Origin of the sequence: Photobacterium lutimaris, assembly GCF_003025555.1 — a bacterium.
Lineage (GTDB): Bacteria > Pseudomonadota > Gammaproteobacteria > Enterobacterales > Vibrionaceae > Photobacterium > Photobacterium lutimaris.
In genome coordinates this window covers 305,135-325,206 of the sequence record NZ_PYMH01000004.1, presented here as the reverse complement: position 1 = coordinate 325,206, position 20,072 = coordinate 305,135, and the positions used below count along the sequence as shown (strand labels likewise).

Below are 20,072 nucleotides of genomic sequence, written 5' to 3'. Positions count from 1 at the left end.
ACAGCGCCCCCAGTAGCCGCTGTTTTCCAATTTACGTCAAGATATCGTAAGGCTTCGACCAACGATAGCGCGAGGATCGTTATCATAGGTTCCATCACATCACTGACCACGCCTTGAGACATAAGCCAATTTAGTGCCGTTAACATCAACTCGACACACAAACTGATCTTACAACGTCGAAGGATTCACTTTATTTACAATATTGAAAAATACATCATCACTCACGCCCGAGTTATGTGCTTGAAATGGCCCAAAGCCGTATTGTAAGACGCTAATTGAGCCTCGGAGCTAACTGGCAATGTCAACGCGTAATCCAACAATAAGTACTCTGCCTTATTCTGCTGAATTTTATTGACGGAATAGCTAATTGACTCTTTAGATTAATAATAACCTTGTACATTAGGCGCCGCATTGGCATGAGCTGCGGTCATGAAGAGAAGAGCACTGATAATTGATCTTTTCATTTTATCCTCTACTTCTCAAAATTTGAGACCAATGCCCTTACGAAAAAAACAGCCACTTACTGGTGACTGTCTTTTTATTTTATTCCTTCGAATCAATCGCGCGTCAATTTGAGTTCAATTCGATCCCACTCAACTAACTGCTCTTCCTTTCGTCCAGTCTCTTCCGACAGCATATTAGCGCTACGATAGACAACAAAAGGTTGCAACGTCTCCCATTCACCATCATAAGAGTTAAACCTATTAATTTCTGATTTATCAAGAACCCTATAAGTCAGAAATAAACTTGTTGGCCCATCGTCACATTGCGTGCCGTCATAAAAGTTAACCGCTTTTTTCTGTTCAATTAAATTATCTAAATTACTTTCATTAACGTTAGAAGTGCAACCTTCATAACGCTGAACATACAAGCGTACAGTCCGTTGATATTGAGCGCCGGTATTGCCGATTAATTCATATGACAAGACTTCGACGGGTAAAACAACACCATTTCCATATTGACCGAATTCTTCCCTTGTTGGATGCCCAAACTCTGTACCAGCAATATATAATTTGGTTTTTTCAAACGTCTTATCATTATAATCCACTGAGCTTTTCATAACAGTCAATGACTCTGAGATGATAAGATCGCGATTTGCTTTTCCTTTTGCTGGTGGTTCCACAGTAATATAGCTGACAGGCTGCGGTTCCATGTACTTATAAAGATCACTTGGCTGTTCACTAACCCACAGAGAAAAAGCTTTCTTCGGTGCATAATCTAACAGAGAAATCTCCCCAGAATCTGCTTGTACTCGCAAATAATCTCCCACCCAACCACCAGTAGGACTCTCCATACTGTAGGTTCTTGCTCCGTATGCAGTTGGGAGATCAAGTGTTACTTTTTTCAGTGGTGCGTATTCAAGCCTATCATAGCGAAGTGCAATACCTGGGTTATCTGCCAAATCAATAAATGCTGTCGCTAGCCCAGAAACCGATTGGTAGTTTCGTGTTTCCGCAGCATCAAAATATACATGGAATGTCCCGGTCGAACGAATAGAAAGGTTGCCTTTTCCTACTAATTTGACTGGTGATGTATCGGGGTCATTTAGCCTAAAAGTGATATCCCCTTTAAGATTATTAAATATTGGTGTAATCACCCCATCCGGTGAATATGTCGTGTTTTCGTACGATATACTTACTGGGTTCACCGCTTTTTCAATCGTTACAGCGAACGGAATAGTAGCAGGGCTGTATTTATCATTCCCTAAATCAGTAATTTCAACTACAGCATGGCCCGCGTTGAGAATCGTAATATCCCCGCTGCTTTTATCAACGGTAATGACATCACTCTCACTTTTCTCCCCAACCAACATATAGCTTATATTGCCAGTACCTCCGCCAATTGCTGGTGAATGAACGGTAGGCTGGCCCTCAACGAATGTTCGCGTTAAATCGCCATCAACGCTTAAGCGAGAATCCGCAGGATTCACCACAACACTCATACGCTTTGGTTCAGAAGCCAGATAATTTTCACTCTCCTCACGGACAAAGGTAAAATTGGCGATACCACTACGCTTTAATTGGAAGCACTTATTTTGAACATCATATTCAGCAATATTGTTGTCATTACTTGAAACAGGTGTCACCAGTAACGTGCCCACTCCCCCTTCAACAGCAACATCTTCACAATGATTAGGCAAGTAAGTCGCTTTCACATTACCTACCAATAAATCTGGACCTGGCGCCTTGAGCACGTTCACTGTCAGTGAAACAGGTTTAGATGGCAAATAGTTCTCCCCGCCATCATCAACAGCGGTCAGCTTTGCGGTTCCAGCCCGCAAGATGGTTAATGTATTACCTTCTAAGGAAACGACATTCGTATCACCGCTTAGTGTCAACTTACCTAATTGCCCCTTCATGCTAGGGGTTACTTTACCATCGTTTGCGTAGGTATAGGTCACCTCTCCAGCATCAACCCCTGGGTGAATGGCAGGATTAACCATGACAGTGAACAAACGCTCATCAGCAGCAAAATTAGTGTCTAAATCATCGACAGCTTTCACCTTAGCTTGGCCGACGCCCAACAAACGAAGCAATCCGGTTTGCGCATCAACTTCGACAGCATCGTCACCATTTAGCACCTCAAAATGAACGGGCGCGACACTGTTGTTAACGGCAGGAGAAAAAAGCTGCTCACTGTCAAACAAGACAACGGCATCAGGTACCTCTAAATCTGGACGCTGACCAAGCTCAATACGCACTGTAAAAGATGTTTCTTGCTTAGCATAGTTAAACTCGCTGCCTAGGGTCTGTGTTGCTCTGACAGTGGCCTCACCAACTCGCAAAACAGTCATCAAGCCGGTGTCTTCGTTCAGCGTCATAATCGGGTCAGCATTTTCCCCATCAATGAGTTCATAGTGGAAATGGCCCCCTTCAGAACCACTGATCCTTACTGGATTCAGCGCCAAGCCAGTTTGGTATGGACGTTCAAGCGGTGAAAATTCCAAGGTATCAGGCTCAACTGCTTCGATCGTGATCTTGGCAGATTTAGTGGTTTCAACGTAGTTTCGATCCCCCTTATCGGTAATCGTAACCTCAACCTCTCCCGGTATCCCTTCCGCAACTATAGTACCGGTTGCTGGATCGAAACGAACCAATCCCTCTGGTTGAAAATCGATACTTACTTCACCTTTTTCCCCGAGAAAAGCTAGATAGATATTTTGATTAGAAACGGTAGGGATCGTGATATCAGAAAACGAGAGTTCCTTATTCTCTGCCTGCTTAACGACCACTTTAAACGTTGTGCTTGATGTTTTGTAATCGCTGCTACTATCAACCACTGTAATCTGAGTTTCTCCGGCAGCAAGTATTGAAATGACACCGGATTTTGGATCTATTTCGATGACATCCTCAGGTTCACCAGCAGAAATACGATATTCCGTATTCCCCACTCTGTGACTCACTCGGGGGTAAGCGATACCTTGCTCAGAAAAGGTTAAAAAAAGGTCTTGAGCAGACAATGCTTCGCGTTCTTGTTTTACTTGAGGTGTCTGTACTGGCTCAGAATCACTTGCCCCCCCACCGCCGCCACAGCCAAACAAGAGCAAAGCCAGTAAAACCAATGCGGCTTTTATTTTTATATTCATGTCATATCACCTACAAGACAATAATTACCACTTTAGAGGTAATTATTTAAAGAACATTGTTTTTTTGTTGGCGCATTATAGTTCCATTAATCTTTAAGCTTCAATAGGTTAAATGATTGTATATGTATAGATAGGTACATGGGTTTTATAAATTATGTGGCGCAATAATAAAATATTTATTTAAAATCAATAGATTAAAAGTCAAATTAAATTGCATTAAAAATACATCTAACTTATATACCAATCAAATTTTCCATTTTTGAACATGTATTATTGGTGATAGTTGAGAACAATGCCCTTGAAAAAATTAAATTTCCAAGGGCATTAAATACAAAAGAATATTAAGTCATCCTGTTTCATTGAAGTACAACAAACCAACATCACTTAAAGATATTAAGTCAGCTTTGTAGCAACTGAACCGTGGTCACGATCTTGTCGTTCAAATGAGGGTGAATAATTCCGCCATTTTCAGGGTCGAAATTATCATAAAAGCTCGGTACCGACAGGGTTGCCTTCACCTCAGCACCAAAGAATGGCATAGAAGCCTCAGCTGCGGCCAATACGTTCTTGGCGCCACCTGGGCCGGGAGAAGTCGATAGCAGTACAACAGGCTTGTCTTGATACACTTTAGGCTCGATACGCGAAACCCAATCAAACAAGTTTTTATACGCCGCGGTGTAGGATCCATTATGTTCGGCAAATGAAATCAGTAACGCATCTGCAGATTGCACCTTCTTGAGAAATGCATGTGCCTGTGACGGTTGACCTAACTCTTTTTCTTTGTCTTGGCTAAATAGTGGCAATTCAAAATCATTCAGATCTAAGACTTCGACATTCATGCCTTCTATCTGCGAGGCAGCATAGGTGACAAGTTGTTTATTGATAGAGGTTGAGCTGTTACTTGCAGCAAAGGCGACTACTTTCATTCTGGCTTCCTTATCATCATGTATTATTTTGCTTGTTCGCTAACATTAGCAACCCATATTAGTGAAGTAAACCAGATGCGCTATTCTCCTTGCAATTTATAAAACCCCATAAAAAAAGGGGAAAACCACCGCTCTCCCCCTAATTAAAAACCGATTTCACAATATCACTAGTTCACAGTATCTGTTATCTCATCAACTTATAGCGATAAGATCACGCCAGCGATAGAGGCGCTCATTAAGTTTGCCAGAACACCTGCAGTGATAGCACGGAAACCCATTTTAGATATAAAGGTACGACGCTCTGGAGCCAAACTACCCAAACCACCAATCAAAATAGCCATGGTAGAGACATTTGCAAAACCGCACAGGGCAAAAGTCACAATAGCCAGAGAATGCTCACTCAACTGATCTTTCACTTCCATCATCTGAATGAATGCAACAAACTCGTTCACAACAATCTTGCTACCAATCAAAGAGCCGGCCACCAATGCTTCGTTCCATGGTACGCCAATCAAGAAGGCAATAGGTGCGAAAGCATAACCAAGGATCAACTCAAAGCTCAGCTGCATACCGAACAGCTCACCAATATTACCTAGTAGGCCGTTAAGAAGCGCAATAACACTGATGAAGGCTAACAGGGTCGCACCAACGGCTACGGCAATGCGTACACCCGACATCGCACCATCGGCCAAAGCTTCAACAACATTAGTCGCACGTGGAAGCTCAACAGAAGTAATTTCATCTTCATCATTACCCTGAGCGCTGGGCGGTACCATCATTTTCGCCATCAGCAAGCCTGCAGGTGCCGACATGAAGGCAGCAGCAATCAAGAAATTCAATTCTACGCCCAATGACGCATAACCAACTAAGGTGCCACCAGCAACAGATGCCAGACCACAGGTCATCACTGCGAAGAACTGTGAATCGCTCATTTTGGTCAGGTACGGTTTTACCACCAAGGGGGCTTCAACCATGCCGACGAAAATATTGGCTGTCGCCGATAGCGATTCAGCACGGCCTGTACCCAACAAACGCTGAAGCCCGCCGCCGATGATATTAATGACTTTAGGCATTAGACCAATGTGATATAGCGCAGAAATAAGTGCCGAGAAGAAAATAATGATACCAAGTACATTGATAGCAAACACAAAACCGACACTGCCCGTCGCCAATCCACCAAACAAAAAGCTGATCCCTTGCTGGCCATAATCAATAACGCTGGATACACCCGCCGTCACTGCATTCAATACTTCCTTACCCGCTGGTACATAAAGCACTAGCAGAGCAAAGATGATCTGAAGGCCGAACGCGAGGGAAACGGTTCGGAATGGAATATTGCGTCGATCTGTTGATATGAGATACGCAAAAACCAGAATGGCTAAAATACCCAGTAAGGAGGACATGAAATAAGCACCTTTGCTCTAAATGTTGAGCCGCGCATTCTAAAGAGCAAAGGTTTGCGTACAAGAGGCGTTTGCTATCCGTTTGTTACAACCCAATCAGGCCCATGAAACAGCCAACATTAAAATATTGAATTGATTGAATTTAATTTAAATAAAAACGTGATTATTGCCAAGTGGAAAAAGTATTTATGTCTTCACGGACAATAATGTGCTGCTACCTGCTGGAAATATCAACAATTATTAAAGCATCACCTAACGTTTACGGCTTGAATCCAAACTTTAAAGCTTCACCCAAGGCTTTAGCGCTTCATCCCAGTATGGTGCCTCACCAATATATTTTTTAAAAAAAGCGATCACTGCGCTGATCTTGCGCGGCAAATGTTTCCGACTTGGATACACAGCATAGAACGGCATGGTCTGATTTGCGCTCCAATCCGGTAGCAACTGGATGAGTTTTCCATCCCTAAACTCATCTGTTAATAGATAACTCGCTAGGTACGCTACACCCCAGCCAGCAACAGCGGCATCGCGTACCGCCTCAGCCAAGTCAACTCGATAGTTTCCAGACACTTTAACACTCAATGACTCACCCTTTTTGATGAAGTCCCAACAACTATAATCACGTTGTCGGCTTTGATAGGTCACGCAGTTATGGCTGACCAGATCGGATGGGTGACTCGGCGCGGCATGATCCATCAGGTACTTTGGTGACGCGGTGACAAGAAAGCGGGTTTCTGCCAAACGCTGTGCAACATAGCCTTCTGGTATGTGTTCATAGTTGGTGATCCATAAATCCAATCCATCTGCCAACATATCAGCTCTGTGATCAAACAAACTCAGCTCAACCTGTAAATCAGGGTATAGCTGACGAAGCTTTTCGATTGCGGGAATAATATGCATGGTGCCGAACGATTGCGACAAGCCTAAACGAATCACTCCCGATATATCATCACGTTCAAGTGCCATACTGTCGCTAGCTTCGTTAACCGCAGACACAACTTGTTTAGCATATTGGGCAAAATGGTGGCCAGCTTCTGTCAGAGTTAAACTTCGCGTTGTACGTTGGATAAGCTTGACGTTCAATTCACTTTCCAGCGCGCCGAGTTGCTTGCTGACATGGGAGGTAGATACCCCGAGATTACGTGCTGCGGCGGTAAAGCTACCTGCCTGGACTAGGGTATGAAAAATCACCATCTGGCTGGCTCTGTCATGGATCACTGCTATGCCCTCAATATATTACCTACAGACCATCCATGGTGGTTATTCCAAATAAGTGGAATAAAAAGCTCGCCAGTTTACCTACAAATGCCCCCTGAACAAGAGAAAATCAGTTTTATCTCAGCCGTACGATATTAAAGATATATGCCTATTATTATCCCTATGCCAATACTTTTACGATTAACTCTGCTTCTCTTCTCGTGTGGTGCTTCTGCCACTTTTGAACGCCCTGTGGCGCAATTTGAGCACGAAGCGCTCGGCACCTGGAAGGTTAAACACTTTCAAGGGCGCACCCAATATGTCCAAGTTAGGCTTGACGGCCAACGTGTGCTCAAAGCGTCCAGCAACAATAGCGCTACCCTCATATCTAAACCCATACGTATCGATCTTGAAGAGACCCCCTACCTCAATTGGTCATGGCGGGTAGAAAATCAGTTGCATGGGATCAATGAAACGACCAAGGACGGGGACGATTACGCAGCCAGGATTTATTTAGCCAGCGGAACCAATATGCTGTCTTCATCCAGCAAGGCGATAAACTATGTCTGGTCCAGCAACCAGCCTCGATTCTCACGATGGGTCAATGCGTTTGCCGGGGAAAAAGTCCAAATGATGGCGATAAGAGGCGCAACTGACGACATATCTCAATGGCAGAATGAAAAACGTAATGTCTACCAAGATTTCATCAATATGTTTGGGGACAAAGGAAATGAACACAAAAACCGAAAAGCTTATCGGTATATCAATGCTGTTGCCATCATGACGGATACCGATAATAGCGGCCAGGCGGTCACAGCCTATTATGGCAATATCTTCTTTTCGACCAAATAAATCGCAATAAAAACAATGATTACCAGCAACGACAACCAATGCAAACACTTACTGAACACCACATGGCAACTGGTTACACTTCCAAATCTCGCCTCTCAGGCCCTTCGTAACTCCAAAGCAAATTTCGCGGAATTGGCCCTTTATTTCGGCCCCCCTGGTTATTTTGCTCCCAAGCATGGGCCAATATGCCAACCGAACGCGATAAACAAAATAGCCCCCGAGCCAATGGCGCAGGAAAGCCTAACTCGGCATAAATCACCGCTGTCGCACCGTCGATATTCATCGGAATGCGCTTTCCCTTCTGCTGGAACAAGTGGTTTTCTATACCCATGGCGATCTCTGCAAACTGGCCGGTAACCGTTCCGGCATCAGCAGCTTGTTTGACCAGCGTCATAAGTGCAGGTGCGCGCGGATCAACCGGGTGAAAACGGTGCCCGAAACCCGGAATGAATTTACCATGAAGCTCTTTATGCGCAGCCACTTCTGTTTCAATGGCTAGATCAAGTGCCTCTCCTTGCTCACACCGAGCTGCAATAGCTTGATATAAAGCGACGGCTTGTTCACCCGCGCCGCCATGCACATCACCCAACACATTGACGGCTGAAGCCATCGCATTGTTCAACCCTACACCGCAAGTTGTAGCCATTCTGGCGATAGCGATACTCGGTGCCTGAGGTCCATGATCGACAGCTGACATCAATGCTGCATCCAGCAGTTTTGCTTGTGAGGGAGCTGGCAGTTCCCCCCTGAGCATCAGCCAGATCATCTGAGCAAAGCTGACATTACCAATCAGTTGTTCTATCGGGTAGCCATAGTAGCGAATCACACCCGGCGACATATCAATGATATCAGTCTTCCACCAGTCACTGACCTCACGCCCTATCCCTTGCTCCGGCCTTTCGATACTCATATTGCCCCCTGCTCCTGTAGCCGTTCTATTTCATCCTTTGATAACCCCAATTCCGTCAACCAGCGTTCGGTATGCTCGCCTAACTGAGGCGGAGGTGTGGTGACAGCTGGTCGCTTGCCGTCGAGCTTGAAGCCCGTTCTGACATAACGGACATCTTGGTTTACCCCCGGAGAATCGATAAAGCAGCCGGTAAAGTCGCGCCCTTTTACCTGAGGCAAATCCAGCGCCTGCGGCACGCTCAACACTCTACCAGCCGGTACACCGATATGGTTCAATGCCGCTTCCCACTCTTTTGCCGTTTTCCCTGCAAATGCCGCTTCGATATGGCCCGTTAACAATGCGCGATTTTCCAGCCTTGCCTGTCGCTCGGCAAAACGCGGATCCACAATCAAATCATCCCGTTCAATCAACCTGCACAAGGCTTCAAACTGCTCTTGTTTGTTAGCGGCAATGTTCAGCAACCCTTCTCCGGTCTTGAATGTCCCGGAAGGGCTTGCAGTCACATTGTTATTCCCCAAAGGCTGCGGGGCTTTATCGGCAACCAAATAGTTAGATACCGCCCACCCCATGGTCGTGAGGGTCGATTCCAACATAGACACATCAATAAACGAGCCTTCCCCTGACGCTCCCCGACCAGCAAGAGCTGCGCTGATTGCAAAGGCAGCGGTCATACCACCGATAGTATCTGCAATAGGATAGCCAACACGGTAAGGCGCATTTTCCGGATCGCCCGTGATGCTCATGACTCCGGACATGCCCTGAATAATTTGATCGTATGCCGGTAGATGACGCATCGGACCATCAGCACCATAACCTGAAATCGCGCAATAGATGATGCTAGGATTGACCGCTTTTAGCTCGTCGTAACCCAAACCTAATCGGTCCATTACACCCGGACGGAAATTTTCAATCACCACATCAGCCGTTTCCACTAGCTGCTTAAAAACTGATTTACCCTCGTCAGTTTTCAAGTTCAGTGTAACGGACTGTTTACCCACATTCTGGGCAAGAAACGAAATCCCCATCCCAGATTGGTTAAGAGCGGGTGAAGCACCCAGCTGGCGAGCAAGGTCGCCACTTTTCGGCACTTCGATTTTAATAACTTCAGCGCCTAGGTGCGCTAATTGGTGGCCACAGAAAGGCCCTGCCAGCACATTGGTTAAATCCAACACTCGGTATTGATTTAGTGGTGTCAGCATCCTTCGACTCCATCGTATTTATTGCTATAACTTGGGTATATATATGTTGTTACTGCTGTTCTGGCGCAGCCACGTCTTGTTCCGCTTGAGTTTGCTTAGCTTTGCGTGCTTCCCATAAGTTACTGACCACCGGCATCATCAAGGCCAATACGGCACAGATCATGATGGATAGGGTCAGTGGGCGCTCCCACAGGAAGGCGTAGCTTCCGTCAGACAAGGTCAGCGAGCGGCTTAGGTTCTTCTCGAGTATTTCGCCAAGGATGAATCCCAGCAGCATAGGGGCCATAGGAAAGTGGAGCAGCTTCAAGAAGGTTGCTATCACCGTGATGATGACCATCATGTGAATATCAAAGGTATTGAAGCTCACCAGATACACGCCAGTGATAGAGAAAAACAAAATCAATGGGATCAGGATTGGCCGAGGAATGGCTAACAAGCGCGAAATATACGGAATCAGCGGTAAGTTCAGGATCAGCAGTACCAAGTTGCCAAAGTACATTGAGATAATCACCGACCAAAACACATCCGGATTATCAACAAACAAACGCGGACCTGGCTGAATACCATACGCAATCAATGCGCCTAGCATAATCGCCGTCGTGCCCGAGCCCGGAATACCCAGTGTTAACAGAGGGACAAAGGATCCTGTTGAAGCGGCGTTATTGGCAGACTCTGGCGCTGCCAGTCCACGTAAAGCACCCTTACCGAATTTGGTTTTTTCCTCTTTGCTGGCAAGGTTTCGCTCCATGCCATAACTGAGAAACGAAGCAATTGTCGCCCCTGCACCCGGCAGTACCCCCACCAAGAAACCGAAGACAGATGAACGGCCAACCGTCGGGGCCACATGCTTCACTTCCTCTTTGCTCAGCTTCATGCTGCCGAGGGAGTCCATATCCATTTGCGCTTCTTTTTGTTTATGCTCACCTCGTAATACCGTCATGATCACTTCAGTCAGGGCGAAGGTTGCCATGGCCAGCAGCAGGAAGCTAATACCGTCAATCAGATTAATGTTATCGAAGGTAAAGCGCGGGATCCCAGACATCACATCGTTACCCACGGTGGCAATCATCAGGCCGAACACAGTCATTATCAGTGCCTTGATCACCTGCCCTTTACCTGAAAAAGCAGCCACAGCGGTCAAGCCTAATATCATCAAGGCAAAGTAATCCGACGACTGGAAGCTCAGCGAGACTTTAGCCAACGCTGGTGCAGCAAAAAGTAAAATAATTGCGCCGATAGTCCCGCCAGTAAATGACGAGTAAGCGGCCAATGCCAATGCCTTGCCCGCCTGCTTGCGCTGGGCCATAGGATAGCCATCAAATGCAGTCACAACCGTACTGGCACAGCCTGGGGCATTGATCAAAATTGAAGAGGTAGAACCACCGAAGATAGCACCGTAATAGACGCCCGCCATCAAGATAATGCCCGAAGAGGGATCAAGGCCGTATGTAATAGGGATCATCAAGGCAATCGCTGAAATAGGCCCCAATCCCGGTAGCATTCCAATGAAGGTGCCGGCAAAACAGCCGACCACCACCATCATCAAATTAAATGGCATAACTGCCGTTGTCAGTCCTGACATCATTCCATCAAACATGGATATATTCTCCCTATTACATGAATGCCCAAAGTCGGCCCGGCGCTAAATAAATGTCCAGTAACTGGGTCAGGACATACCAAAATCCGGTCGCAAACGGCACCGAAGCGATAAACAGAATTTTCGGGCGACGCTCACCCAGTAACCAATAACCGCCAACAAGAAAAAAGATGGTTGAAAGCAAAAAACCAGACCACTCAAGGGCAAATGCAAACAACACCATCAGAACCAGTAACTTACTGATTATTTTGAAATCCAATCCCGCAAAAGACAGCATTTCAGAGGCTTTAACCTGCGCCTTTCGATGAGCGGCGACTAGCTGCATTAGCGACAGTGCTATCCCCAGCACAGCTAACATAGTTGGCATGGATTTGGCGTGGAAGGGTTCGTATTCATCACCAGGAAACAAATGAATTTGATTGGCGTAATAACCGTAGGCAACTGAAAAGCATAAGAAGATCAAGCCGCCGATATGATCTTTGGTAAGCGTCATGGGTATATCCCCTGATAGGTATTATTAGACATCTATCGCCGTAGAATTGGCAGAGCAGGCTCCTGCTCTGCCGGAAGGTAAATCACAGCGTGATTTGGGAGACTCACTCAAAGCGTTAGTTCAAGAAGCCCAGCTCCTTCATTAAACTGCCCATCTCTTTTTCTTGTTCTTGTAAAAAGGCTTCAAATTCTGCACGAGGCTTGAAGATCTCTGTCCAGCCGTAACGGTCACGCACTGTGGTCCACTCATTGGTCTGGTACATTTTCTCAAGCACACTGGCAAATTCATCGGCCTGCTGATCGCTGATCCCAGGTGCAGCAAAGAAACCGCGCCAGTTAACAAAGGTCGCGTCATAACCCAACTCTTGCAGGGTCGGCACATTCGGCGCAACTGTTGAACGGGTATCACCTGTCATCGCCAAAATACGCACTTCTCCGGCTTCAGCGAGGCTCAGCGCCTCACTCAACCCCGTTGATAGCACTTGGGTTTCACCTGACAACAAACCCGCCATCGCTTTGCCGCCGGCATCATAGGCAAGGTATTTCACCCGGCGCGGTTCCCCACCTGCGGCCTTGAAGGCCAATGCCGCGACAAGGTGATCCATACCACCTCGCGAGGAGCCGCCGGCAACAGACACCGAACGTGGATCTTTCTTGTAAGCTTCAGCGAGCTCATTAAACGATTGATAAGGCGAGTCTTTGGCAACGACAAAAGCGGCGTAATCACCAATGGTGGCGGCTACAGGAGTAAGGTCACGAAATGACTGAGGGAATACCTTCGAAAGAGAACGGATAACTATAGGGGTCGAATTCACCATCAACGTATCTTGTGACTGTTCTGCAGTTTTGATCAAATACGCAATCGCCTTGCCGCCACCGCCGCCCGACATGTTTTCATAAGACACGGTATCGACCAAATCTGATTTTGAGAGTGCCTCACCGGTACCACGTGCTGTGCTGTCCCAGCCACCACCTGCGCCACCCGGCACTAAGAAGTGGATTTCATCGACCTTGGCCTGCGCTGAGCCCATGCTCATTGCGGATGCCATTAAAGTCGCCATTAAGGTTACACGGTTGCGGGTAATAAACTGAGTCAGCATAGCTCTTTCCTCGTTGAGTGTTGTTTTTATCCTTCAACACAAAGGTAAGCCAGCTATTGACCAAACTAAAGATTGTAAAATTATTGTGAATAACGGCTGTATTTTTCATTTTGTTCATATTGTTCACAGCACAGCCCGGTAAAAACAGGTAGAGTTGTTGCATCTTATCCGGTGAAAGGAATCACCTGCTCCATGTTACAAATGCTCTCGCTGCGCCACTTACGCCTAAAATGGCGTATGGTATTGATTTTAGGTGTTATTGCCATACTCCAAACAGGTATGCTCGGTCACTTTGCCATTCGCTATCTTGATAGCGTTCTGGATGAACAAATTGGTCAGCAAGCAATGCGGGTAGCATTGGCTATTGCCGCTTCACCCGATGTTATCCATGCGGTAGAGGCTAAAGACTCAGAGTTTTTGCAACCTTTAAGTTACAAACTAGCCCATTCAGCAGAAGCTCGGTTTGTAGTGTTTGGCGATAAAGACGGTATTCGCTTAGCCCACCCCTTCCCCCATATGATTGGCAAATCCATGGCAGATGATGACGGAGATACCAACGCTCCAGCACTGCTGCAGGGAAAACCCTATATTTCCAAAGCACTCGGCAGTATTGGTTGGTCAATGCGTGGCAAAGCACCGGTATTTAATGCCGAGGGCACCGACGTTATCGGTATTGTCTCGGTTGGCTACATGCTCGACACCGTAGACAGAATTGTAAGCAACCATCGCTTGACGATGTTCTTTGCTATTGGCGGGGCGTTTCTTTTTAGTGTCTTTACCGCTGTATGGTTTGCCTCCCACTTTAAAAGAGCCATTTTCAACCTAGAGCCAGAGCAAATCGGCAGAATGTACCAAGAACGAAATGCGACCCTAGAAACGGTTCGCGAAGGCATTGTTGCCATCAACCATCACGGTATAGTCACGACGTTCAACCACGCGGCCATCAAGACGCTGGAGCTTCCAGAAGACGGCAGCTATATCGGAAAACATATCCAATCTGTATTGCCTGACAGCGGAATGCTTGATGTTCTTGTACAAGGCCAGCCACAGTATGATCAAGAAATATGGCTGCATAACCACTTGCTGATTGCCAACCGGATCCCACTGATCCAAGGCGATCAAATTACCGGAGTCGTATCAAGCTTCCGGCTGAAGAATGAAGTCGACTTGGTCAGCCGAAAACTCACCCGGATCAAACAGTATGCCGAGAGTTTGCGCAGCCAATCCCATGAATATAATAACAAACTCCACACTATTGCCGGACTGATCCAAATCGACGCCAAAGACGAAGCGCTTGCGGTTATTGGTCAAGAAACATCGAGTCACCAAGCCTTTATCCAGCAGTTGATGGAAGTGACCTCCGACAGCATCCTCGCCGGTTGCTTGCTGGGTAAATACAATCGAGCTAAGGAACTCGGACTAGAATTAGTTATCGATCAAGGCAGTCAAATGTCAGCACTGCCTGATGCCCTCCCCCGTGAGCAACTGGTCAGTATTTTGGGTAACCTTATCGACAATGCACTTGAAGCGACCCTTTCCCACCAAGGGAAAGGCGGTACAGTGACAGTGATCCTCTCCGACTTTGGTAAAGAGTTAATTTTTGAAGTTGAAGACCAAGGGCCGGGCATCTCCGCGGATGAGCAAGACAAAATCTTTACCCGAGGCTATTCAACGAAAAGCCAGTCACCCCAAAATATCCAAGGGCACGGCATCGGGTTGGATTTGGTAAAAAGCCTGACTGAGCATCTCGGCGGACTGATAACGGTTGAATCTATTGCATCACATTCAGAGAACGGTGGTAGCCGATTTACCTTATATCTGCCTAAGCATTTCACACAAAATAACCATAATAATAAAACGACGAAACACAAGGAGGTGTAGCCATGACAACCGCCATTCGCATTGTCATCGCCGAAGATGACCCGCAAATCGCAGAGATTCAAAGACGTTTTATTGAGCGTATCGAAGGGTTCGAGGTGATTGGCATCGCCCACGGAATCGATGAAGCCAGAGACTTGATTGAAGTTCTCCAACCAGAATTAGTCTTGCTGGATAATCAATTTCCGACCGGTACTGGCCTTGATCTACTTAGAGAGTTACGGGCTGATGGCTGCAACACCGATGTCATTTTGGTTACGGCAGCTAAAGAAGTCGATACCCTGCGCCAAGCCATGCACAGTGGTATTTTCGATTACATCCTAAAACCCTTGGTATTTGAACGTCTGCAGGCTTCACTGCAAAAGTTTCGAGGTCACCTAGATAGGTTTTCTGACATTGAGTCACTACTACAAAGCGATGTCGACGGGCTGTTGCAAGCAACACCCGATGCCACAAACCAACAAGGTATAGCAGCCTCCGCAGTTACCCGGTTACCCAAGGGGATTGACGGTTTAACCCTCGATAAGATCCGCGCGGTTTTCAAAGATCAATCAGCGTTATTAAATGCAGAAGAGGTCGGGCAACACATTGGCGCCAGTAGAACAACCGCAAGGCGTTACCTCGAGTATATGGTCAGCACCGATGAACTGAATGCGGAAGTTTCATACGGCAGTGTCGGCCGCCCAGAGCGACGTTATCAGCTTTGTTCTTAAGTTACCGCTGAAATAACAAGGGAAAGCCTAATGGCTTCCCCTTTAGTTTTGGCTATTACTCCGTAGAAAAGAGTCGTTAAACAGGTGTTGCGCTGCTTTCCCTGCTGCGAAATGCGTTGAGTGACGTAATCACAATCACAACCGCCACTGCTGCCAATTTAATCGCGAGTCCGCTGAAGATCAGCGCAAATGGCACCACCAACAGTATCGAGCGCTCCAATACCGACAACGGCTTAATGAGCCGCCCTTCAATCGCCCCGGCAAAGGCGACAATAAGCGCGATGGTAGTCACTATCGCGAACATAAAGCCAAACAGGTTTTCACCATCATAGATAAGCGGCGAGAACGCCATCATCAATGGGATCAGGAAGAAGCCCTGCGCCAGCTTGAATGCCTGTACCGCAGATTGCATCGGAGATGCCCCAGCAATACCCGCACCTGCAAACGCAGCCAAGGCAATTGGCGGGGTTACATTTGAGGTTTGCGACAACCAAAACACGATCATGTGTGCGGTCAGAATACTCAAACCAAGCTCAGTCAATGCAGGTACCGCCATAATTGACAGTACGATATAGGCCGCTGTCACTGGTAAGCCCATCCCGAGAATCACTGCCGCAAGCGCAATCAACGCCATCACCGACCATAAATACCCCCCCGATAGAGCCATCAGGAACTGGGTAAATTGCAAACCGATACCGGTCTGGCCCACGACACCAACCACAATACCGGCAGTGGCACAGGCAACAGAGATAGGTAATGCCAGCAACGCACCTTCTTTCATCCCCTCAAGGAAAACTCGAAGGCTTATACGACTGTGCTTACGGCACATCGCGGCGACCAAAATAGCACTACAGCCCGCAATACCGACCAGTACTGGCGAGTAGCTCATCAGCAACAGGCTCGTGATCAATACCAACGGCACAATAAAGTGCCAACCTTGTTTCATCACTATTTTAAGTTGCGTGACTTTGTCCATCCCTTTCAGGCCAAGCTTACAGGCCATCAAGTGGACGTAGAGCAAGGTACAGCCAAAATACAAAATGGCCGGGGCAATCGACACCAGCAGGATTTCACTGTAGGCAATACCGGTGAACTGGGCCATGACAAAGGCACCCGCCCCCATCACTGGTGGCATGATCTGCCCACCAGTCGACGCTGCCGCTTCAATACCTGCCGCTTGCTCGGGCTTATAGCCCAGCTTTTTCATCATCGGAATAGTCAAAGCACCAGTGGTCACTGTATTGGCAATCGCCGATCCCGATATTGACCCTAATGCCGCCGAAGCGACCACACTGGCTTTCGCTGGGCCGCCACGGTATTTTCCCGCGACCGCAAACGCAGCATCAATAAAAAACTGTCCAGCACCGGTAACTTGCAAAAAAGCGCCAAACAACACGAAAATAAATACCACCCCAGCAGCAATAGCCAGCGGTGCACCGAACACACCGTTAGTGGAATAAATATGGAAACGGATGATCTCATCCAACGCGAAACCTTTACTCGCAACACTGGCCGGCAAGATGTCGCCAAACATGGCATAAGACAAGAAGAATCCAGCAATCACCACCATGACCATACCGACGGTTCGCCGTGTCGCTTCCAACAAGGTCACAATCAAAATAGAGCCCGCCAGAATATCATTCGCCCCTAGCCCATCAAGCAAAAAACCAATGTCATCGTAGTCAAAACGAACGATGTGCTGTGCAGCCCACAAGGTAGCCAATACCATAGATAAATCGACCAGCCTTGCTGGCAGGTAGAAACGGTTGTCCACTTTCACCAAAGGTTTTACGAGAAATACTAGAGCAAGGATCCAGCATAAGTGAACGGGGCGAAATACAGGAGCGGAGAGGTTGGCGGTCAGTCCCTGCCAAATTTGAAACACTGATAAAGCAACAGCGGCGACAGCTGCCAATTGTATCAAACGCTCAGTCACCCTGTGATTTAACGCCGAAGAATGGGTCATTGCGAACTCCTTGTAAACTGCAATGTTATTAACCCAAGCGTTTTCAATTAACTTGGGAATATACCTCCCGAACAACTTCGGGAGGTATGGGTTTACCTATCATGATGCCAATAGGCAAAAGACTTCGGGTTGTTTATTTTTTCTCATCCATAAACTGCTGAGAACCAGGGTGCAGTGGGATACCTGCCAGCTTGTTCATGTTTTCAACGGTCGTAAACTTGGTTACGCCGATAGACTGGCGGATCTGATCGATGTTATCGAAAGCCACCTTGGTCATCTCGTAAGCCAAGTCTTTATCCAGGTCCCCTTTCACCACCAGTACATTCCAAACGGCTGGCGCCTGGAAAGCCGGAACATTACGGTAACTATCAGCACTAACATCCAAACCGCTATATGATGCATTGTCTTGGTTAATTTTCGCTATTTCTTCATCGCTGAATGACAAAATACGAATATCACGCGTCAATGCCAATTCGGTGATTGCACCGACACCCAAGCTTCCTACAATTACACCAGCATCAATCTGACCATTCGCCAATGCTTCAGTAGTCGCGGTATAGTTCAGCGCCTGACCGCGTACGTCACCCTCTTCAATACCTAAGGTTTTCAGAATGTTCAACGCACTCACACGCGTACCTGAGCCCGGCGCACCCAACGCAACACGTTTACCTTTTAAGTCAGCAACAGACTTGATGTCTGAATTCGCAGGCACCATAAACTGGACAACATTCGGGTATAACGCAAACAGCACAGAGACATCCATCTTACGTGGGAACGGCTCTGTTCCTTGATAGGCTTGTTGTACAACGTTCCCCATAGCGATACCGGCCAGTTGTTGCTGGGTAGATACTTTGATGACATTTTCTACCGACGCCGCCGTCACTTCTGCGCGCATATTGAAGCCATCAATATTCTCACTCCAGACCTTGGCCAGCAAACCGCCTAAAGGATAGTAAGTCCCACTTTGGCTACCGGTACCTATGGTGTAGTTAGCCGCCGCAACTGGCAAAGAAACCGCCAGTGCCAGAGAGATAATCCCTTTTTTGATCATTGAACGCATTGAGTACTCCTTCTCATTCAGAATGCCTGATTGTTGGTATTGTCCTTGATACAAATGTATCAAGCTCGACACATACGCATCAGGTTTAATTGTCATATCGATGTTGCATCAAAAGAAACTGCATTTAAATGTTAAAAATGTGAAAGTTGTGAAAATGAGATATTGGTGGTGTTAATAATATCAAGAGCCTGTCCTCCTCCAAATGGCTTCTAAACTATGAATACCTCCTTATTGTTACCACCTGTAAAAAGTAATTTGCATTTAACTGTAATTATCACCACCATGGAAATGGTTATACTACTCGCATCTTGATACCGAATATCACAAAGAAAGCAAGAGAGGATAACAATGGGCTGGCTTTTTCTACTATTGGGCGTAATGGCAGAAGCAACATCACATGTTGCACTACGTGCAACGAATGGATTTACTAACTGGCTCCCCAGTACCATCGTTATTTTAGGCCATCTTATTGCCTTCATTTTCCTTGGCCAGGCCATGAAATCATTACCCGTTGGCATCGTTCACACCATCTGGACAGGGCTAGCTATCGTCGTAGTCACAGCAATGTCAGGGCTCATATACAAACAACATCTTGATGCCAAAGTGTGGTTGGGCATGATTGTCGTTGCGGCTGGTATTGCCATCATCAACCTTGCAGGTGCCCCGCACAGTCATTAAATACACCGAAATAATGACATTGATGGCGTTGTAATCAGGCTTTTTCACCTTTTACAAACATTCTAGATTTGGAGATATCAATGACTGAAGAACGCGCCATCAATCTTTACTACTACCTTATAAATAATAAAGCTCCGAAAAGAGAATTAGATGTGGTTATCAACTTATTAAACCAGCAATACCAAATTGATTTAAGTCGTCTTGAGCGAAAAAGACACCGCCCTCAAAATCGATTCGATATCAATAGTTATGGTGCAGGCGGTTCACGAACCATGAATCAAACTCGTCAACTTGGACAGTAATCATTCCCTTACCCTACCTCGCACCGTTACACATCCTTACATTTATCACTGAAAACTTGCATACCTTGACGTTTTTACTGTTCCAGAATTCAGACAGAAAACCTCTCATTTAAAAACAGTGTTTTTTAAAATCAAGCACATAGACCGAACCGCTTAACCGCTAAATCCAGAGCCAAAAAATACAGGTACCTTTACAATTGGACATATAAAAAA

Annotated in this window: 16 protein-coding genes; 5 read left to right on the top strand and 11 right to left on the bottom strand. The window is 46.5% G+C overall.

Annotation, left to right across the window (positions count from 1 at the left end; all coding sequences use genetic code 11):
- Positions 1–556: 556 nt before the first annotated feature.
- The 4 genes from C9I99_RS11855 to C9I99_RS11840 all read right to left on the bottom strand — a co-directional run bounded on the left by C9I99_RS11855 (position 557) and on the right by C9I99_RS11840 (position 7,133).
- Positions 557–3,586 carry a cadherin repeat domain-containing protein gene (locus C9I99_RS11855; RefSeq protein ID WP_107349089.1) on the bottom strand — a complete coding sequence of 1,010 codons (3,030 nt, stop codon included), beginning with the start codon at positions 3,584–3,586 and terminating at the stop codon, positions 557–559.
- A 398-nt stretch (positions 3,587–3,984) separates the two neighbouring features.
- Complete coding sequence (locus C9I99_RS11850; RefSeq protein WP_107349088.1) at positions 3,985–4,512, bottom strand: NADPH-dependent FMN reductase; 528 nt, start codon at positions 4,510–4,512, stop codon at positions 3,985–3,987.
- 197 nt (positions 4,513–4,709) lie between these two features.
- Positions 4,710–5,915: a NupC/NupG family nucleoside CNT transporter gene (locus C9I99_RS11845; RefSeq protein WP_107349087.1), complete on the bottom strand. Its 1,206-nt coding sequence runs from the start codon at positions 5,913–5,915 to the stop codon at positions 4,710–4,712.
- Positions 5,916–6,194: 279 nt separating this feature from the next.
- Positions 6,195–7,133: a LysR family transcriptional regulator gene (locus tag C9I99_RS11840; RefSeq protein ID WP_166645413.1), complete on the bottom strand. Its 939-nt coding sequence runs from the start codon at positions 7,131–7,133 to the stop codon at positions 6,195–6,197.
- Between the two features lie 144 nt (positions 7,134–7,277).
- On the opposite strand from C9I99_RS11840, the gene C9I99_RS11835 reads away from it, so the two are divergent.
- Entirely contained in the window at positions 7,278–7,964 is a 687-nt protein-coding gene (locus tag C9I99_RS11835) for a DUF3047 domain-containing protein (protein WP_208113382.1), read from the top strand.
- Positions 7,965–8,037: 73 nt separating this feature from the next.
- Here the strand turns inward: C9I99_RS11835 and C9I99_RS11830 are convergent, their stop codons facing one another.
- The 5 genes from C9I99_RS11830 to C9I99_RS11810 all read right to left on the bottom strand — a co-directional run bounded on the left by C9I99_RS11830 (position 8,038) and on the right by C9I99_RS11810 (position 13,223).
- Complete coding sequence (locus tag C9I99_RS11830; protein WP_107349086.1) at positions 8,038–8,874, bottom strand: citryl-CoA lyase; 837 nt, start codon at positions 8,872–8,874, stop codon at positions 8,038–8,040.
- Positions 8,871–10,073 carry a CaiB/BaiF CoA transferase family protein gene (locus tag C9I99_RS11825; protein ID WP_107349085.1) on the bottom strand — a complete coding sequence of 401 codons (1,203 nt, stop codon included), beginning with the start codon at positions 10,071–10,073 and terminating at the stop codon, positions 8,871–8,873. Before C9I99_RS11825 ends, C9I99_RS11830 begins: the two co-directional genes overlap by 4 nt.
- Before the next feature lie 49 nt (positions 10,074–10,122).
- Complete coding sequence (locus C9I99_RS11820; RefSeq protein ID WP_107349084.1) at positions 10,123–11,670, bottom strand: tripartite tricarboxylate transporter permease; 1,548 nt, start codon at positions 11,668–11,670, stop codon at positions 10,123–10,125.
- Between the two features lie 16 nt (positions 11,671–11,686).
- Positions 11,687–12,163, bottom strand: a complete 477-nt coding sequence (locus C9I99_RS11815) for a tripartite tricarboxylate transporter TctB family protein (protein ID WP_107349083.1) — start codon at positions 12,161–12,163, stop codon at positions 11,687–11,689.
- A gap of 115 nt (positions 12,164–12,278) precedes the next feature.
- Complete coding sequence (locus C9I99_RS11810; protein ID WP_420849230.1) at positions 12,279–13,223, bottom strand: tripartite tricarboxylate transporter substrate binding protein; 945 nt, start codon at positions 13,221–13,223, stop codon at positions 12,279–12,281.
- 231 nt (positions 13,224–13,454) lie between these two features.
- On the opposite strand from C9I99_RS11810, the gene C9I99_RS11805 reads away from it, so the two are divergent.
- Positions 13,455–15,143 (top strand): ATP-binding protein, encoded by a 1,689-nt coding sequence (locus C9I99_RS11805; protein WP_243734437.1) that lies wholly within the window; start codon positions 13,455–13,457, stop codon positions 15,141–15,143.
- Positions 15,144–15,145: 2 nt separating this feature from the next.
- Positions 15,146–15,853 carry a response regulator gene (locus C9I99_RS11800; protein WP_107349081.1) on the top strand — a complete coding sequence of 236 codons (708 nt, stop codon included), beginning with the start codon at positions 15,146–15,148 and terminating at the stop codon, positions 15,851–15,853.
- A 76-nt stretch (positions 15,854–15,929) separates the two neighbouring features.
- On the opposite strand, the gene C9I99_RS11795 is transcribed toward C9I99_RS11800, so the two are convergent.
- Entirely contained in the window at positions 15,930–17,819 is a 1,890-nt protein-coding gene (locus tag C9I99_RS11795; protein ID WP_107349080.1) for a TRAP transporter permease, read from the bottom strand.
- A 133-nt stretch (positions 17,820–17,952) separates the two neighbouring features.
- Positions 17,953–18,879, bottom strand: a complete 927-nt coding sequence (locus C9I99_RS11790) for a TAXI family TRAP transporter solute-binding subunit (protein ID WP_107349079.1) — start codon at positions 18,877–18,879, stop codon at positions 17,953–17,955.
- 348 nt (positions 18,880–19,227) lie between these two features.
- Here C9I99_RS11790 and C9I99_RS11785 point away from each other — a divergent pair, with 348 nt between their 5' ends.
- Together C9I99_RS11785 and C9I99_RS11780 are read left to right on the top strand one after the other, a co-directional pair.
- Positions 19,228–19,557, top strand: coding sequence for a DMT family transporter (locus tag C9I99_RS11785; protein WP_107349078.1), 330 nt, complete (start codon positions 19,228–19,230; stop codon positions 19,555–19,557).
- A gap of 80 nt (positions 19,558–19,637) precedes the next feature.
- Entirely contained in the window at positions 19,638–19,859 is a 222-nt protein-coding gene (locus C9I99_RS11780; RefSeq protein ID WP_107349077.1) for a hypothetical protein, read from the top strand.
- The last annotated feature ends 213 nt before the right edge of the window (positions 19,860–20,072 follow it).